The organism is Nitrosomonas sp. Is79A3 (assembly GCF_000219585.1).
Lineage (GTDB): Bacteria > Pseudomonadota > Gammaproteobacteria > Burkholderiales > Nitrosomonadaceae > Nitrosomonas.
In genome coordinates, this window is the sequence record NC_015731.1 from 2168374 (window position 1) to 2184945 (window position 16572).

Here is a 16572-nt window from a genome sequence, read left to right on the forward strand (position 1 = left end):
GATACTTGTGAATACGATTGGTGTAGCAAATCAATGATCAGTGAACGCTGGTGTACCCTGGAATACTTTGTTGCAGCACCTGCAATGGATTGTTACCAATTCCCATTAGCCCCTTCAATTCCAGTTGCACAAAAACAGCGGTGGTTGTAGTTTGTGTCGCCGTTGTCAGCCGTTGTATGACAAACCGCAAAGCCCAACAACATGCGTTGTACTCAAAACCTGCCAATCCTGCTAGGATTTTGTCATCTTTCAGTGAATAATTTGCCCGGGCAACGCCATGCCAATTTCCGGAAATCGGCCATTGAAATGAAGTATCCACTTGTTCCAGAACATTACGTGTAAACCGGTAGCCAAAATTGAGCACCTTACCTGGTTCCGGTTGATAACTGATACCGCTACGTACCTTTTCAATCCACAATTTGGATTCATCCATTTGTATATTGGAATCAGTACTAACGTGGGGTGTTAAACGCCCTGAAATGGCTGCAATGAAATCAGATTTGCCGCTGGTAACTTGAGGAGGAAGAAGCAAAACTCGGGGGTCAGTAAAATTGACTTGTTGTCCTACTGCAAGCCGTAAACGCTCAATTCCCGTCTCCTGTTCAACAAAACGCGATGTCAATGCGACTGTAACGCGATTGGCATCATTAATGCGATCACTGCCGCTAAAGCGATTCTCAGTGAGCATTTGCGCAAAACTAAAGTCATTAACCGCCGAATCAAAATTTGGCAGATAATTTTGATTCCGGTATGGCACATAAGTATAGAATACACGCGGTTCTAACGTTTGGACAAATTTCCTGTCACCCAGTTGCAACTGCCTGTCAAATGCGATACCGCTGTCCACGCTGAAAATTGGGATGGCGCGATCGATATTTTCCCCTTTATTTTCTACCGGTGTGCCCAAATTATATTGCGTATAATGCAAGCCGATTTTAGGCGTAATGTATCCATATTCATTGCGAAATGGGGCACTAACACTAGGATAAAATACAAAGCGTTTTCCATCGACGAGGGTAGGATGATAAAAATTTGTCCAGCTACTATTGAGTTCAAAATCCATTTTTCCTATATCGCGTTTAATGGCATTCATGGAAAAATGCGGCAAACGTTCATAAGGAGATACAAACAGCGCAAATGGATCCTGGATTGTTTGAAAACGTTGCGCAAATCCGGTGAAACTCACTGCGCCGTTTGAGCCCAATCTGCCGTTATAAGAAACTCCGCCTTGTTGCGACAAGTTGGTCAAGCTCGTTTGGGCAAGATTGGGCGTGAGCTCCCGAAAATAACGATCGTCCGAAACTTGATTGTAATTAAGAAATCCTTGCCAGCCTTTACCAATATTTTGAGTGTGTGTGAATAAAACACCCCAGCGGGTTTGGTTGGTATGGATATCATGCGGAAGAATGTCGAACTGCAGGTGGCCATTCATGTTCCTATTGCCGATATACCGCACTTCGTTACTCAACAGGAAACCGCGCTCAGTCATAATGCGTGGCGCTATGGTGGCATCAATGTTGGGTGCAATGTTTAAATAAAACGGAAGCGCGATATCAAACCCGGTTCTTACATTATAGCCCGCAACAGGCGCCAGCATTCCTGATTTGCGTTTGCCGCTATAGGAGAAATCTATCCAAGGGGAGTACAGTATGGGCGTATCTTTAAATACAACACTGACATGACGTGCGGTGCCTACTTCTTTCTTATTATCAATTTCCAGCTCTTTGGCACGAATGTGCCAACCATTATCACCCTCTGGACAAGTAGTGTAATTGGTTTCCTTCAACCGGTAGTTGTCTTTACCTTCAAATAACAAAATGTCACCAGCGCCACGGCCTTTTCCTTCTTTCATCGAATAACGCGGTTCTGTTAGATAACCTTCTTCAGTTTTCAGATTAAGTTGAAGATGTTCCCCTTTCAAAGTATCTTTAGGTCTCTCCAGACGCACATTTCCTTCAACTTCGGTATCTTCAGTCTGCTGATAGTATTTCATGCGGTCCGCGGTAAGTACATTATCGCCATCATGCAATACCGCGTCCCCGGTTGCTTCGATTTCCTGCTTATAATAGCCTGTGATACGGTCTGCTTCGATCAGTACTGGCTTCTTCTGTGGTTTAATTATTGCCTTTTGTTCGCTCACAGGTTTAACAGCTAGTTCATCCGCCAGGCAAGTCAACGGCTGTATAAACAACAGAGCCAGAACGAATATATTCCGAAAGAAAAACATGTTCATTACGAAATTATTTTTCCGGGATACAGCAAACTGATACAACCAATCTCTGCTTTCAATACTTTAAATCTATCAATTCGCTTCATCGTACAAAGCTAATCGAATTTAAAACAAAGCAAATTCGCACAATGAAATGATGACTGACTAGCTGGTTCAATTATCCACACTCCCGTTTTCCTTATCTGTCTACTTCAAAATCATACCAATAATTAATGGATATATTTATTCACATCAATAAAGCTGTCATTGTACTATTTCTTCCAGTAGCTTATCTATCGAAGAACAGAATTTTAGATGGGGAAAATAAAAAATTACCTGTTCTTTCTTAACATCCTAGCAGTTTTTTTGCTCTCTACATTACTTCAATATATAGTTGACCAAATCAATCGGGTATTGTATAGTTGACCAAATCAATCGGGTATTATTCATGCAAGAACTTATTTTTAACAATCATCAACCACCCGATTTTTAAAAGGAGTCAACCATGAGACTAACAACGAAGGGCAGATTTGCGGTAACAGCATTATTAGATCTTGCTTTGCAACAAAGTAACCACCCCGTGACGTTGGCAGACATCAGTCAACGGCAAAAAATATCACTGTCTTATTTGGAACAGTTATTCGCAAAATTGCGTCAATCTGAACTCGTTGATAGTGTGCGCGGACCTGGAGGCGGCTATTGTCTTGCAAAAGATTTAGATAAAGTATCTGTAGCGGACATTATTCTTGCGGTTGACGAACCTATTGATGCAACACAGTGTGGCGGCAAAGAAAATTGCCACAACGATGGAAAGTGTATGACCCACGACTTATGGGCGAAATTAAACGATCTTATTTTTGAGTACCTTGGCGCTGTAACACTCAAGGAGCTTGTTGACAATCAAATAAATCAACAAAATGACGCTATCATTCCACTTCTTGATATGCGCGAAACAAACGCTGCGTAAAATGCGTGTCAGCTGGTAAAAAAACCTCAGTTCTCAAGAGTATCGTCCTAATGACTTTACAAGTTTTATACTGAACAATTTAATCAGGCTTGTGTCAAAATAATTTGGACAGCGGATGTAAAAAGTATGCCTTATTATTATATAAAGCACACGATATAAAAAGCCCTGATAATTTTAATCAAATTGAGAATATTGCATTGAATGGATGTTATGCCAATTACCTTAACTGAAAAAGCCGCAAAACATATCCAACAGCAACTCGAAAAAAGAGGCAGAGGTCTTGCATTACGAGTTGGGATTAAAAAATCAGGTTGCTCAGGATTTTCATACATATTTGACTATGCTGATGAAATCAAGCCTGACGATCAATTATTTGAATCCCACAGAACGAAAATAGTCGTCGATATAAGTAGCTTACCTTATCTAGACGGATCTCGAATTGATTTTACTCAAGATGGCCTCAATAGTTCTTTCAAGTTTATCAATCCAAATATTGATAACACATGCGGCTGTGGTGATAGTTTTAGCGTAAAAGAATCTGCTAAGATTTAACCAATAATATTTCCAATTGAAATATATTTCTGTTTACAAGTAACCTGACTGTTAAGCAAATTAAGATATCTGGTTCAAAACTAAAGATACTAAAATAAAGGAACAAACCAAATGAGCGCAGTATTGCAAAGTCTGGTTAATCAACCGTACAAACATGGCTTCGTTACTGAAATTGAGTCCGACACCGCACCCAAAGGACTGAATGAAGATATCATCCGATTAATTTCAACTAAGAAGAATGAGCCCGAATGGCTTTTGTCATTCCGCCTGAAAGCCTATCAGAAATGGCTAACAATGACTGAACCTAAATGGCAGAATGTTCACTATCCAAAAATTGATTTTCAATCAATCAGCTACTATTCAGCACCCAAACCAAAGCAAAAACTCGCCAGCATGGATGAAGTTGATCCTGAATTATTGCGCACATTTGAAAAGCTTGGTGTACCCATGCACGAACGCGCAGCACTTGCGGGTGTAGCTGTCGACGTTATTTTTGATAGTGTTTCAGTAGCTACTACTTATAAAGAAAAGCTTGCTGAAATAGGCATCATTTTCTGCTCCATTTCGGAGGCAGTACAAAATCACCCGGAGCTCATTCAAAAATATTTAGGATCTGTTGTTCCAGTGGGTGATAACTACTTTGCAGCCCTGAATTCTGCAGTATTCACCGATGGTTCCTTCTGTTTCATACCGAAAGGCGTTAAGTGCCCAATGGATTTATCCACCTATTTCCGTATTAACACCGAAGGCTCCGGGCAATTTGAACGAACCTTGATCATTGCTGAAGAAGGCGCGTCTGTTTGTTATCTTGAGGGGTGTACTGCCCCCAGATTTGATACAAACCAATTGCATGCTGCAGTTGTTGAATTAATCGCATTAGATAATGCGGATATTAAATACTCAACGGTTCAAAACTGGTATGCCGGTGATGAAAATGGTGTGGGCGGGATATACAATTTTGTAACCAAACGTGGCCTGGCAAAAGGTGTTAATTCAAGGATTTCCTGGACACAGGTAGAAACCGGCTCTGCAATTACCTGGAAATACCCATCTTGTATTTTACGCGGGGATAACTCTGTCGGTGAATTTTATTCCGTTGCAGTTACTAACAATTATCAACAAGCTGATACCGGAACCAAGATGATTCATCTCGGAAAAAATACACGTAGCACAATTGTCAGCAAAGGTATCTCGGCGGGTCATTCAAATAGCAGTTATCGCGGTCTGGTGCGCATCGCTCCAACTGCAGAGGGTGCACGCAACTATTCGCAATGCGATTCCATGCTGATTGGTGATCAATCGGGTGCACACACTTTTCCCTACATACAAGTACACAACAGCAGTGCAATAGTTGAGCATGAAGCTTCAACTTCCAAGATTGGCGAAGATCAGCTTTTTTACTTCTCGCAACGCGGCATTGATGCCGAAGAGGCAGTTTCAATGATTATCAACGGATTCTGTAAGGATGTGTTTCAGCAACTGCCAATGGAATTTGCCGTTGAAGCCACGAAACTTCTGAGCTTCAAGTTGGAGGGAAGTATCGGATGATTGATAAAAGCAGCAGCACCATTCTTTCTGTTCAAGGATTACGCGCCAGTATTAGCGGCACCGAGATTCTAAAAGGCATTGATCTTACTGTTAAAAGCGGGGAAATACATGCCATCATGGGTTTAAATGGGTCAGGCAAAAGTACCTTTGCAAAAGTGTTAGCCGGTCATTCAGCATATGAAATCACAGGCGGATCAGTTCAATTTGAAGGCAATAACCTATTAGAATTGCCCCCCGAAGAGCGCGCTCGAGCCGGATTATTTCTAGCTTTCCAATATCCGATCGAAATTCCAGGTGTTGCTAACACGCAATTTCTTCGCCTCGCCTACAATACCGTGCAAACAAAGCGTGGCAAAGAAGAGCTGGACCCTCTTGAGTTTGATGACTTTGTCCGTGAAAAAATGAAATTACTGGAAATGAAGCCTGATTTTCTGGATCGTAGCGTCAATGAAGGTTTTTCAGGTGGTGAGAAAAAGCGTAATGAAATTTTACAAATGGCATTATTAGAACCCAGGCTGAGCATTCTGGACGAAACGGATTCCGGCCTTGATATCGATGCACTTAAAATAGTGGCCAATGGTGTCAATCAAATTGCCAATAAAGACAATGCAACGATCCTGGTCACGCATTATCAACGTTTGTTAGATTATATCGTGCCTGATTTTGTACATATCATGCAGGCAGGCCGCATCGTCATGACGGGCGGGAAGGAACTGGCACTGGAGCTGGAGACGCGTGGTTACGATTGGGTAAATGCAAACAAATCAGTTATCGGGGTAATCGCATGAGTGATCTAGCCAACACGGATTATCTTGAATGTCTGCTTAAATCTTGGCCGATAAAATCAACTGAATCGCTATCGTGGTTGAATCAATTACGCACCCAAGCAATTGATCGTGTCGGCACACAGAAATTGCCGACCCGGCGTGATGAAGAATGGCGCTTTACGGATATATCACCCTTAGTCCACCTACCCTATCAACCGTCACAACCGGAATGCAATCTGCTTGCGCATGACATCGAACACTTCTATTTGAAGGAAGCAAAACACCGTTTGGTGTTTGTAGATGGTCATTATTCTCCAAACTTATCGACCATTATTGACCCTGTTGACCCTGCGGCACTTGTAATTGGCAACTTACCAGCATTTGTCGCAACGCATGCATCGGTTCTGGAATCTCATTTGGGACACTACGTTCATTTTGACAACAACTTATTTGCAGCACTCAACACAGCCTTCCTACGCGATGGCGCGCTGATCATTGTTCCAAAGAATATCGCCATTGCGGAACCAATCCATTTGCTGTTTATTGCAACTCAAAATGAAGTAACAAGTTATCCGCGTTGTTTATTGATTGGTGAAGCAGGTAGCAATGTAACACTTATTGAGGATTATGTAGCGCTTCAGCAAGCAACTTATATTACCAATTCCGTCACAGAAATCAGCTTGGCTGCCAATGCACAGGCCAAACATATTCGAATCCAGCGTGAAAGCACGCAGGCTTTTCATTTGGCAAACTGTGCAGTGTCTCTCGCCCATGCAAGTAATTATCAGTCAACCAGTATTTCCCTAGGATCGCAGATTTCCCGCTATAACCTGAATGTCCGGTTAACTGATGCAGCGGCGGAATGCGTTGTTGATGGATTGACTTTAATTTCAGATCATCAACTGGCAGATACGCACACCTGCATTGACCATGTAAAACCCAACGGCACCAGTCGCCAGCATCATAAATGCATTGTCGATGATGCCGCACACGCTGTGTTTAATGGAAAAATCATAGTACACCCTCATGCGCAGCAGACGAACTCATCGCAATCCAGTCGCAACTTGTTACTCAGCAAGATGGCGCAAGTTGACACCAAACCGCAACTGGAAATTTTTGCCGATGATGTTAAATGCGCGCACGGCGCGACAGTCGGACAATTGGATCTAGAAGAGATTTTTTATCTGGAAAGCCGCGGCTTATCAGAGAAAGCTGCACGCAATCTATTAACCTACGCATTTGGTGCAGAAATCATCAGCCGTATTCCTGTCACTTCGCTCAGGCAACAATTGGAACAGGCAGTTCTTAATCAGACTCAAAGTAATTAATCATGAACTCAGCCATAGTCTCCCTGAAACCTGAAATTTCCGCCGGCGATTTTGATGCGGAAAAGATTCGCACAGATTTTCCGATTCTGAAACTTAAAATAGACGGCAAGCCGCTTGTCTATCTCGACAATGCAGCATCCAGTCAAATGCCGCAGCAAGTTATTGATCGCTTGATACGCTATCAAACTACGCAACATGCGAATATCAATCGCGCTGTTCACTATCTATCCGAAGTTGCCACTATGGAGTATCACAACGCGCGTTGCAAACTGCAGCAATTCATCAACGCACTTGAAGACAGAGAAGTTATCTTTACCAGTGGTACGACAGATTCCATCAATCTGGTCATGCATGGTTATGGGCGCAAGTTCATCAAAACCGGCGATGAAATCATTTTAACCACTCTGGAGCATCATTCCAATATCGTACCTTGGCAAATGCTCGCCAATGAGAAAGGCGCAAGAATTCGTGTCGTTCCAGTTAATGATAAAGGTGAGCTGGAAGTTGATGAATATGAAAAGCTGTTTAATGAACGCACCAAGTTTGTTGGTTTAATTCATGTATCGAATGCACTCGGCACCATCAATCCCATCAAACGAATGATTGATTTTGCGCATCAACACGGCGTTCCCGTTCTGATCGATGGCGCACAAGCAGCACCGCATATCGTTATTGACGTTCAAGCTCTCGATTGCGATTTTTATGCCTTTTCTGCACATAAACTTTGCGGTCCGACCGGTGTAGGCATACTCTATGGAAAAGCCGCTTTACTGGAATCAATGCAACCCTTTAAAGGCGGCGGCGATATGATTGCTTCCGTTACTTTTGAAGAAACACTCTACAATACCATCCCACATAAATTTGAAGCAGGCACGCCTCCTATTGCCGCCGCTATTGGTTTTGGCGCTGCCATAGATTATTTAATGGCTATTGGTATCGAACGTATCGCCGCGTATGAATTATCCTTACTTAACTACGCGACCGAGTGTTTAAACGATATTCCAGGTCTTAAGATTATTGGCACAGCGGCAGAAAAAACAGCCGTCATTTCATTTACGATCGACGGTATTCATCCGCATGATATCGGCACGATTCTCAATCAGGATGGTATTGCCGTTCGCACAGGACATCACTGTGCACAGCCTGTGATGCAACGTTTTAATGTACCAGCAACTTCCCGTGCTTCATTTGCCTTCTACAATAAAAAAACAGAAGTTGACGCCTTAGTCGCTGGCATTAAGAATGTCCAAAAGGTTTTTTTATAATGCACGCCAATTCACTGTATCAGGAAGTCATACTCGACCATAACAGAAAGCCACGTAATTATGGCAAACTGGATCATGCCAACCACCAAGCAGTGGGACATAATCCCTTATGTGGCGATCGTTTGGATATTACAGTGCAACTAGAGAATGATCAGATCAATGACATTGCTTTCCAAGGTGAGTCCTGTGCAATCTGCAAGGCTTCCGCCTCGATGATGACAGCAGCGGTTAAGGGAAAATCTCGTTTAGATGCAGAAACGCTCATTCATGAGTTTCGTGAATTAGCGACTGGGAAATTGGATATTACTCACCCGCATCACCTTGGACGCCTGACGGTTTTTTCTGGCATACGTGATCTGCCAACACGCGTTAAATGTGCAATCCTACCGTGGCATACCCTGCATGCCGCGCTGAATTCAATAGCCTGCACATCAACAGAAGCAAATCATGATTCAGCGCACGCGGTATCGAGTAAATCCTAGTTTGATTTAGTAGCACGCAAAGTTAGATCGCATATAGGTTGGTTCAATTTGACTCTGCCGCAATCCTCAACATGCTCAAATAATTTTCCTGAATAATAATTGCATACTCAGTATTGATAAAAATTAAAATGCCAAAAATTGCTGATATCGAAGGAACACCTAACAAAAATGCTTTGAAATTTATCCTCAAAGAACCACTGACCTGGGGGATTGCACGATCGTACGATAACGCTGAAGCCGCTCAAGATGATCCCCTGGCTGCCGCATTATTCGATATTGATCATGTTACAAATGTTTTTTATATCGATCATTGGATCACGGTCACCCAAGATGGAGAAGCCAATTGGCAGGATTTGGCACGTGAAATCGCCGATCCCATCCGGGCAGCACCCGCCGCGTCGGCGCAATCTGCAGAAACTGTAGCCGCCGCCAGCAATGTACTTGCTGATTTAAGCCCAGAAGATCAGTTGCGTCTGGAAAAAATCAATGTCTTACTGGATGAGGAAGTACGTCCATATCTGCAGCACGATGGCGGTGATTTGCATATCTTAGGACTCGAAGGCAATGTCTTGCGTATCCACTACCAAGGCGCCTGTGGCACTTGCCCCAGTTCTATCTCCGGCACGCTGAAAGGGATTGAAAATATGCTAAAAACCATTGAGCCGGATATACAGGTTATTGCTAGCTAATAATCAAAAAAAGGTGGCTGACGCCACCTTTTTAAATTCGATCATGCATCAAACCCGCTTTCTAAATTCATTGTTATGCGGATCAATTTCAATTTTGTCGCCAATTTCTACAAAAGCGGCTACCGGGATTTCAAATCCGGTCCCTACCAGACGTGCTGGTTTCATGATTTTACCTGTTGTATCCCCTCTCACAGCCGGTTCGGTGTATTCAACTTCGCGTACAATCGTGTTAGGTAATTCAACGGATATGGCTTTATCTTCATAAAAAGTTACCTGACAAACATCTTCCATACCATCGATCAGATAATTCAAAACATCCGGCATGTTGTCAGCTTCCACTTCAACCTGGTTATACTCGGCATCCATAAAAACGTATAGCGGGTCTGCAAAATAGCTGTAGGTGCACTCTTTGCGATCAAGAACAACCAAATCGAATTTTTCATCTGCTTTGTATACGGTCTCCATCGTGGTGCTGGAAAACAAATTTTTTAGTTTCATTTTAACCACAGATGCATTACGGCCAGACTTGGTAAATTCTGCCCGCTGCACTACCATGGGATCATTACCAACCATCACGACATTACCTGAGCGTAGTTCCATTGCCGTTTTCATATTTCAATTCCAAAATTAAGTTATAAGCAAGATTGATGTTGCTTTAGAGCAGTAAACATCAAATTCATAAACGATAAATTATAGCCGATTTTCAGCAAACTGCACCAGACTGGATGCTAAATCAACTTGTCCCAATAATTGTTTAAGCCAGTTTTTATTATGTTGCGTGATAGATTCTCGAAAAAAAAAGAAGTTCAACCAAATAACGCTATTTATTTCGCATTTGCCATTCCAGCAGGCCCATAACTCACGCACTGCATCTGCCACTTTATCCGGCATATTTTCGGTATATAGATCAAGAAATGCCTCCAGCTTCTTCCAATGCGCACCTTCTGCTTGAGGGTAAATATTCCAGATAAATGGGCTACCTGCCCATTGCGCGCGTACAAAGGAATCCTCACCACGCACAAAATTAAAATCACAACTCCAAAGTAACCGGTCATAATCAGTTTGCTCCATAAATGGAATGATCTGGACGGTTAATTGCCCATGCTGAATCAACTTCCCGGTCTGAGATGATGGATTGTTTAGTAGAGTTGCTATGCTTCCAGCCACACTCCCCTCTGGCACAATTAACAAAACCGACTTTGAAGATTCAGACAATATTTGAATAAATTTAGTAACTGGCGCGGTTTCATAACAAAACAGTGAAATTCGTATCTCACCCGGTTTTCGCGCTAACAAACCTTTACGCTGTAAAAATGCACGCTCTGCTGTTGTGCTAAAAGCACTTCTTTGCGCGATTAAATTCTTTTCTCGCAATAACCCGCCAGTACCTTGCACAAATCCAGGGAAAAAGAATGTTTTGATTAAGGGAAGTCGTGGATGTGGCGATGGCAAACCATGACATTGAGTTACCCAAGGTTCAGCACTGAGATATTCCAGATTAATCCAAACCGGTTGTTTTTTTCTTTGTAACAATGCCGTCACATAAACATCAGGCAATTCACAAGCAAACGCTTCGATCACAACTTCTGCCGGTTCAACTTTGGCCGACACACATTGCCAATGACAGATTTCAACACCCTGCACTATTTGTTGTTGAATCTCCGGATTAACATCCGGTGCTATACACGAAAAGCTGGTCAGGTCATCAACCCAAAGCCGTACTGCTTGATGATGATCCTGTGTTAATTGCCGTGCCAGACGCCAACACACACCGATGTCACCAAAGTTATCGATAATCGTACAAAAAATATCCCACTGGCGTTGCATAGTAGTCTTAGGAGATGACTTTAACAATTAGATATTTAACCAGAAGCTAGAAATTGCGGTGTTTTGGAAAGACATACATAACGGCAAAATTAGCCTATTGAATGTTCCCTTTAAGAATATTATTTTTCTGCTGTTCAAATTCTTGTTCCGTAAGCATGCCTTTGTCTCTTAATTGTTCCAAGCGCGCTAGTGCTGTAATTTGATCATATTGCTGCGATTCTGCCTTGGGTGTACGAAAACCCGACTCATCAGTTACAAAAGATTGTGCTTTTGATAATCCGAGAAATTTTCCGATTTTCGAGAGTAATATTTTAATTAGACGCCATAATTTGGGTAAAAACCAAATCGAAAAACCCAAGAAAATAACAAATAAAACGAGAAAGATCTCGGGATGTTTTAATGCTGCCCACATTCCCGAGAGCACTAGCAGATCTCCCCCAATGGAGGCCGACCAATTCGTAAATGGCTCGGGGGATGTATTAATCAATAGCCGAGTACCTGTCTTGGTTGCATGACTCGTTGCCGCCACGCCACCTCCCAGAATACCTGCTGCAATCCCGAGCGCTGGCGTCACATCGCCAACCGCACCCGCTGCCAGCATGGCACCAGCCGGAATACGAACAAAGGTTTGAATGGAATCCCACACGGAATCCATACCAGGTATCTTATCCATAAAAAATTCTATGAAATACATAACACCGGCTGCCGCAATCACCAATGGATCTTCCAATACCGATAATTCGGCAGGCAAATCGATATGACCTGTTGAGCCACCCCAGCCTAGTACCAGCAACACCGCATACAGATTGATGCCACTTGCCCAGGAAGCACCCATCATTAGTGCAATGGTCGCTAATAGCGCCTCATAATTTTCCATGTTCGAATTTGATTATTAAAAGAATTAACTATTTAATCGCGAATACATTTATCCCGTTAGGTAATAACGGTCTTTGTACATCAAGGCGTTATCAAACATCAACACCACGAATCAGAAGAATCGGAATATGCGCCGTTCGTACCACGCCTTCCGCAATACTACCCATTAGCATACGGCTAAAACCAGATCGGCCATGCGTTCCGATAATGATCAAATCTACCCGGTTATTCTTAGCTTCCGTAGCAATAACGCTGGCAATACGTTCCCCCTGCGTTTCAAGCAATTTTATTTCAGCTGCGACTCCGGCCTGTTTAAGTTTCTTTTGCGCTTGTGCCAGTATTTTTTCTCCAATTCCTCTCATGGATTGGATTAGCTCCGCATAATTTAGATAATCCTCATTGTCAAAATACCAGATATCTTCTAATACATGTATCACTTCCACTTGTGCATTTTGCTGTTGCGCAAATTTAATGGCTTCATCCAATGCTCGCTCAGAAGTTGCACTGCCATCAATGGGTACTAAAATTCGCTGATACATGACACCCTCACAAAAAATATGTGTTCAAGAACTTCGTTTAAATAAAAAAGATTCTTAACAGACTTCAAACTGACAAGACATCATCTTACACTGTCAGGCATGGTACGGAAATTACACTGATTCCTGCAAATCATTACTCTGATGAAGGTAAATTGATTTATCATCTACTATGGATATTAGTTCTCAATATTTGCATGACCCTTGAATGCCTGGAGAATCACATGATTCTTGGATAAACTTTGTCCCTATCAATTCCCCTTAGTATGCAGCTTAATTAACCGAATTATAAAAGACTCAATAATTTCTTTTCATTTATGTTCTCATTAAAATCAGCCCTACCTAACATTCGCATTTTATGCACAGATACGAATATACTGAGAATTACTTCCGGATAAAAACTATGCTGAATCGTTCAAGGTCAGAGAAATACACAATGAAAAAATTTTTGTTGCAAGCTATGTCATCTTATCCATTAAAAATTCCTGGTTTGTTATTGAATAAACTGAGTTTTAGCTTGCTTGCACTGCATTTGGCAGGATGTGCTTCGCAGGAACAAGCTCCCATTCAAATTATTGAACCAATACCAGTGGCAGTATCGCAGGACGAAGGTTTAAAAATTGAGATCGCACGCTTAGAGAAATTGATTGCTGAAAAAGATGAATTGATTAAAAGTCAGAAAATTCGCCAACAAAACCAAGCGCAGGTACTACGAGAAGTCAATAAAGAAGCCACTCGCGCGCAGGTAAAACTACATAGGTTAGCTACAAAACCAAGCACAGCCTCTGCAATTGCAGAAATCGAAGTGGCATTAGACCACTTGAAACAAGTTAAAATTTCTGCAGCGGATCAAATATTGCAGATCCAAGCACAACATTTAGTAGAAACTGCATCAGTATTCTATGCAAAAGATCAATATGCTCAGGCCATGAACCATGTTGCACAGGCCAAACATTTGATTGGTCTGATAACTGATCCGAATCTTAAGAAAATATCCACTGAAAATAATTCTCTTCTCGAGTTTCTTACACCGATAAAATTACGCACAAAAGCAAATGTCAATTTGCGTAAAGAACCCAATACCCGTGCGCCAATATTAGCTACCCTGAAAAAAGATGCAACATTGATAGCAAGTGCGAGTCAAGGCTCGTGGCTTCGAGTTCAGACTGAAAGCAATCAAGGCTGGGTTCTTAGCACAACACTTGAAATAGAGAAGAACCACAATCCATAACTGAAATTATATTGCGGTGCTGGACTGTGGTTGTATACAATAAACTTGGTCACGTCCAGCATGTTTTGCTTCATACAGGGCACTATCAACCCTGGACAGCAGAGAAGTTACGGATTTATCCTGAGATTCACTTTGAATCACCCCGATACTGAGTGTCACCCGGAGTATTTTATCTAATGTATTGCAGTATACATCGGCCACATGCGCCCTGATACGTTCCGCTGTCTTCATCGCTTCATCAACATTCGCCTCAGTTAAAATGATCAGGAACTCGTCACCACCATAACGCGCAGCAAAATCAACGTTGCGAATGCATTGTGAAATATTTTTCGCTATCGCGGCTATTACTTCATCACCAACAACATGTCCAAGGCTATCATTGAGTGTTTTGAAATAATCGACATCTATCATGAGTACAGCGAAAGGGCGCCTTGTCCGTTCATAGCGAGCCAATTGCTCACTGATAATCGAATTCAGCTTGCTGCGATTATATAGCCCTGTCAGGCTGTCAGTTGCAGACAATGTTTCCAGCAGCTGATTTTTTTGCTGCATAGCAACACTGGCTGCATTTATTTCAGCTTGGTTTAGACGTAACTTATCAGTCATCTGGTTAAATATTCGCGTCAAGTGACCAAGCTCGTCTCGCCGTGTATTAGTCAATTCAACGCTTAAATCACCCGTAACAATTCTCCCGGTCGCATCAATTAATTTTTGTAAAGGAACCACGATAGCATGGCTCATCCGGAAAGCGATTATAGTGACAACAAAGATGATGATACTAATCAAACCGATGTACAAATCACGCTGATGTTCCCAAGCAGCATAGATCAATTTATGACTTCTATTGGCGATTACTGTTATGGGTGGTTTCTCCGACATATAAGCTAAACCCACTACATTTTCTTGCCGTGGCCCATGAAATACTTCATATTCCCCCGGATTGTCCTGCAATCGTTTTAATACTGCAGGCTCAAGCGATACCGGGTTATCAGTATTAACAATCGAAACATCACTGGCCAACATGACGTAACCGTCTTTATCCAATAAAAGAACATCACCAGGCGGTGATTTTATTTTATCTTTTAAACTTGGCTGAATATTGCGTAAATCAAACGTTACGATCAGTGCACCCAAGATAAAATCATCCACCGATAACACAGGCACCGAAATGCTCATTATCGCCGTTGCATAATTCGCATTCCATTGTGGCGGCACAACAACGTCTCCTTGGATAGACGCATCTTGTGGCCAATGTTGAGTAAGCGTCACTGGAAAAGGTGAATCCACGTTACTAGCAATTATTTCACCTTCTGCATCGATTACCGTTAATTCCAATACTGTTTCCAATCGCTTATGCACAGACTTCAGATAGAGCTCTAATGCTTTCTGCTGTTTTATGAATTTATTCTTCTGCGGTTGAGATCCTAAAGATAATCCTTCAATAAGAATCTTAGATGTTGCAAGTTCGCGAACGACAAGAACTTGCTCTTTAATCCATAAATCCAACTCCCGGCTGGCATAGTTAGCCAAAGCACGCAACTCACGTGTTACATTCTCACTGATCATCGTCTCATTCTGCTGAAACGACAATATGCCCAGCCCCAGTGAAGGAATCAGCGTGGCTAGCATTGAAAAAACGATAATTTTGCTTTTGATGCTTTTCAATATAATCTTGATAAGGACTCTAAAAGTTATACGGTACGAAGTGTTATGGGTTCTTTATCCGGGTAATTACTCATTTGATACCCCTGCCAAAGCCTGCTTGCAATAAATGAGGCAATTGCATTGGCATGTTGCTGCAAACTTGGATTACCCAGTTCTTCGGTTGTTTGTCGGAAAAGTTGAAGCCAACGTTCAAATAACTCTGCGCTAAGCTCAGGAAGTGCGATATGTTTAGGCATAGGCGCGCCGCGAAATCGGCTGGTGCCACGTAACTGGGCCGACCAGAAATTGATCATTTGCACAAAATGCGCGTCCCAATCAATCACATGTGCTTCAAAAATAGGCCCCAGAGCAGGATCTTTTCTGGCTTTTGCATAAAACGTATGGACCAGTTGCGCTATTTCTTCTTCACTATATAAACTGGGATCGGGCATGGAAAATGGTGATTGACTCATAATTTTTTCAGCTTACCTCTGGATGAAAAGTCGTTACTAGTTAAATAATCAACTCAATATATATAAAAAAACTAAAGCCTATGTAGTATAAATACGACTAAAAGTGTTTTCTATTGAGACAAATAAGTTTATCTTTGGTTGTCGGGATTGTCCAACTTAGAATTATATTGGGCAATTT

Annotated in this window: 16 protein-coding genes; 9 read left to right on the forward strand and 7 right to left on the reverse strand. The window is 42.1% G+C overall.

Going from position 1 to position 16572, the window contains the following annotated elements:
* Positions 1-37: 37 nt before the first annotated feature.
* The gene (locus tag NIT79A3_RS09940) at positions 38-2140 is read right to left on the reverse strand and encodes an LPS-assembly protein LptD (RefSeq protein ID WP_348225598.1); all 2103 of its coding nucleotides are present in this window, start codon (positions 2138-2140) and stop codon (positions 38-40) included.
* Between the two features lie 574 nt (positions 2141-2714).
* On the opposite strand from NIT79A3_RS09940, the gene iscR reads away from it, so the two are divergent.
* The 8 genes from iscR to NIT79A3_RS09980 all read left to right on the forward strand — a co-directional run bounded on the left by iscR (position 2715) and on the right by NIT79A3_RS09980 (position 9807).
* On the forward strand, positions 2715-3176 hold the full coding sequence (gene iscR / locus NIT79A3_RS09945) for a Fe-S cluster assembly transcriptional regulator IscR (protein WP_013966067.1): 462 nt from the start codon (positions 2715-2717) through the stop codon (positions 3174-3176).
* A 210-nt stretch (positions 3177-3386) separates the two neighbouring features.
* Entirely contained in the window at positions 3387-3728 is a 342-nt protein-coding gene (locus NIT79A3_RS09950; RefSeq protein ID WP_041360861.1) for an iron-sulfur cluster assembly accessory protein, read from the forward strand.
* Positions 3729-3839: 111 nt separating this feature from the next.
* Complete coding sequence (gene sufB / locus NIT79A3_RS09955) at positions 3840-5276, forward strand: Fe-S cluster assembly protein SufB (RefSeq protein WP_013966069.1); 1437 nt, start codon at positions 3840-3842, stop codon at positions 5274-5276.
* A complete protein-coding gene (sufC, locus tag NIT79A3_RS09960) occupies positions 5273-6064 on the forward strand; it encodes a Fe-S cluster assembly ATPase SufC (protein ID WP_013966070.1) in 792 nt (263 codons plus the stop codon). Before sufB ends, sufC begins: the two co-directional genes overlap by 4 nt.
* Positions 6061-7371: a Fe-S cluster assembly protein SufD gene (sufD, locus tag NIT79A3_RS09965; protein WP_013966071.1), complete on the forward strand. Its 1311-nt coding sequence runs from the start codon at positions 6061-6063 to the stop codon at positions 7369-7371. The genes sufC and sufD overlap by 4 nt, the downstream gene beginning before the upstream one ends.
* Positions 7372-7373: 2 nt before the next feature.
* A complete protein-coding gene (locus tag NIT79A3_RS09970) occupies positions 7374-8636 on the forward strand; it encodes a cysteine desulfurase (RefSeq protein ID WP_013966072.1) in 1263 nt (420 codons plus the stop codon).
* The gene (gene sufU / locus NIT79A3_RS09975) at positions 8636-9118 is read left to right on the forward strand and encodes a Fe-S cluster assembly sulfur transfer protein SufU (RefSeq protein ID WP_013966073.1); all 483 of its coding nucleotides are present in this window, start codon (positions 8636-8638) and stop codon (positions 9116-9118) included. The genes NIT79A3_RS09970 and sufU overlap by 1 nt, the downstream gene beginning before the upstream one ends.
* 128 nt (positions 9119-9246) lie before the next feature.
* Entirely contained in the window at positions 9247-9807 is a 561-nt protein-coding gene (locus NIT79A3_RS09980; RefSeq protein WP_013966074.1) for a NifU family protein, read from the forward strand.
* Between the two features lie 48 nt (positions 9808-9855).
* Here NIT79A3_RS09980 and NIT79A3_RS09985 read toward each other — a convergent pair whose 3' ends face one another.
* The 4 genes from NIT79A3_RS09985 to NIT79A3_RS10000 form a co-directional block, all read right to left on the reverse strand.
* Positions 9856-10419, reverse strand: coding sequence for an elongation factor P (locus NIT79A3_RS09985; RefSeq protein ID WP_013966075.1), 564 nt, complete (start codon positions 10417-10419; stop codon positions 9856-9858).
* Positions 10420-10497: 78 nt separating this feature from the next.
* Positions 10498-11634: an elongation factor P maturation arginine rhamnosyltransferase EarP gene (earP, locus tag NIT79A3_RS09990; protein ID WP_013966076.1), complete on the reverse strand. Its 1137-nt coding sequence runs from the start codon at positions 11632-11634 to the stop codon at positions 10498-10500.
* Positions 11635-11728: 94 nt separating this feature from the next.
* Positions 11729-12511 carry a DUF4126 family protein gene (locus NIT79A3_RS09995; RefSeq protein WP_013966077.1) on the reverse strand — a complete coding sequence of 261 codons (783 nt, stop codon included), beginning with the start codon at positions 12509-12511 and terminating at the stop codon, positions 11729-11731.
* Positions 12512-12602: 91 nt separating this feature from the next.
* Positions 12603-13049 carry a universal stress protein gene (locus tag NIT79A3_RS10000; protein WP_013966078.1) on the reverse strand — a complete coding sequence of 149 codons (447 nt, stop codon included), beginning with the start codon at positions 13047-13049 and terminating at the stop codon, positions 12603-12605.
* A 400-nt stretch (positions 13050-13449) separates the two neighbouring features.
* On the opposite strand from NIT79A3_RS10000, the gene NIT79A3_RS10005 reads away from it, so the two are divergent.
* Positions 13450-14277: an SH3 domain-containing protein gene (locus NIT79A3_RS10005; RefSeq protein WP_013966079.1), complete on the forward strand. Its 828-nt coding sequence runs from the start codon at positions 13450-13452 to the stop codon at positions 14275-14277.
* A 6-nt stretch (positions 14278-14283) separates the two neighbouring features.
* Here the strand turns inward: NIT79A3_RS10005 and NIT79A3_RS10010 are convergent, their stop codons facing one another.
* Together NIT79A3_RS10010 and NIT79A3_RS10015 are read right to left on the reverse strand one after the other, a co-directional pair.
* Positions 14284-15942, reverse strand: a complete 1659-nt coding sequence (locus NIT79A3_RS10010) for a diguanylate cyclase (RefSeq protein WP_348225599.1) — start codon at positions 15940-15942, stop codon at positions 14284-14286.
* Between the two features lie 26 nt (positions 15943-15968).
* Complete coding sequence (locus NIT79A3_RS10015; protein ID WP_041360303.1) at positions 15969-16394, reverse strand: group III truncated hemoglobin; 426 nt, start codon at positions 16392-16394, stop codon at positions 15969-15971.
* Positions 16395-16572 lie beyond the last annotated feature (178 nt).

Excerpts from the sequence above, each read along its gene's own strand:
- iscR (WP_013966067.1), top strand. The coding sequence starts at position 2,715 with ATGAGACTAACAACGAAGGGCAGATTTGCGGTAACAGCATTATTAGAT.
- NIT79A3_RS09950 (WP_041360861.1), top strand. The coding sequence starts at position 3,387 with ATGCCAATTACCTTAACTGAAAAAGCCGCAAAACATATCCAACAGCAA.
- sufB (WP_013966069.1), top strand. The coding sequence starts at position 3,840 with ATGAGCGCAGTATTGCAAAGTCTGGTTAATCAACCGTACAAACATGGC.
- sufC (WP_013966070.1), top strand. The coding sequence starts at position 5,273 with ATGATTGATAAAAGCAGCAGCACCATTCTTTCTGTTCAAGGATTACGC.
- sufD (WP_013966071.1), top strand. The coding sequence starts at position 6,061 with ATGAGTGATCTAGCCAACACGGATTATCTTGAATGTCTGCTTAAATCT.
- NIT79A3_RS09970 (WP_013966072.1), top strand. The coding sequence starts at position 7,374 with ATGAACTCAGCCATAGTCTCCCTGAAACCTGAAATTTCCGCCGGCGAT.
- sufU (WP_013966073.1), top strand. The coding sequence starts at position 8,636 with ATGCACGCCAATTCACTGTATCAGGAAGTCATACTCGACCATAACAGA.
- NIT79A3_RS09980 (WP_013966074.1), top strand. The coding sequence starts at position 9,247 with ATGCCAAAAATTGCTGATATCGAAGGAACACCTAACAAAAATGCTTTG.
- NIT79A3_RS09985 (WP_013966075.1), bottom strand. The coding sequence starts at position 10,419 with ATGAAAACGGCAATGGAACTACGCTCAGGTAATGTCGTGATGGTTGGT.
- earP (WP_013966076.1), bottom strand. The coding sequence starts at position 11,634 with ATGCAACGCCAGTGGGATATTTTTTGTACGATTATCGATAACTTTGGT.
- NIT79A3_RS09995 (WP_013966077.1), bottom strand. The coding sequence starts at position 12,511 with ATGGAAAATTATGAGGCGCTATTAGCGACCATTGCACTAATGATGGGT.
- NIT79A3_RS10000 (WP_013966078.1), bottom strand. The coding sequence starts at position 13,049 with ATGTATCAGCGAATTTTAGTACCCATTGATGGCAGTGCAACTTCTGAG.
- NIT79A3_RS10005 (WP_013966079.1), top strand. The coding sequence starts at position 13,450 with ATGCTGAATCGTTCAAGGTCAGAGAAATACACAATGAAAAAATTTTTG.
- NIT79A3_RS10015 (WP_041360303.1), bottom strand. The coding sequence starts at position 16,394 with ATGAGTCAATCACCATTTTCCATGCCCGATCCCAGTTTATATAGTGAA.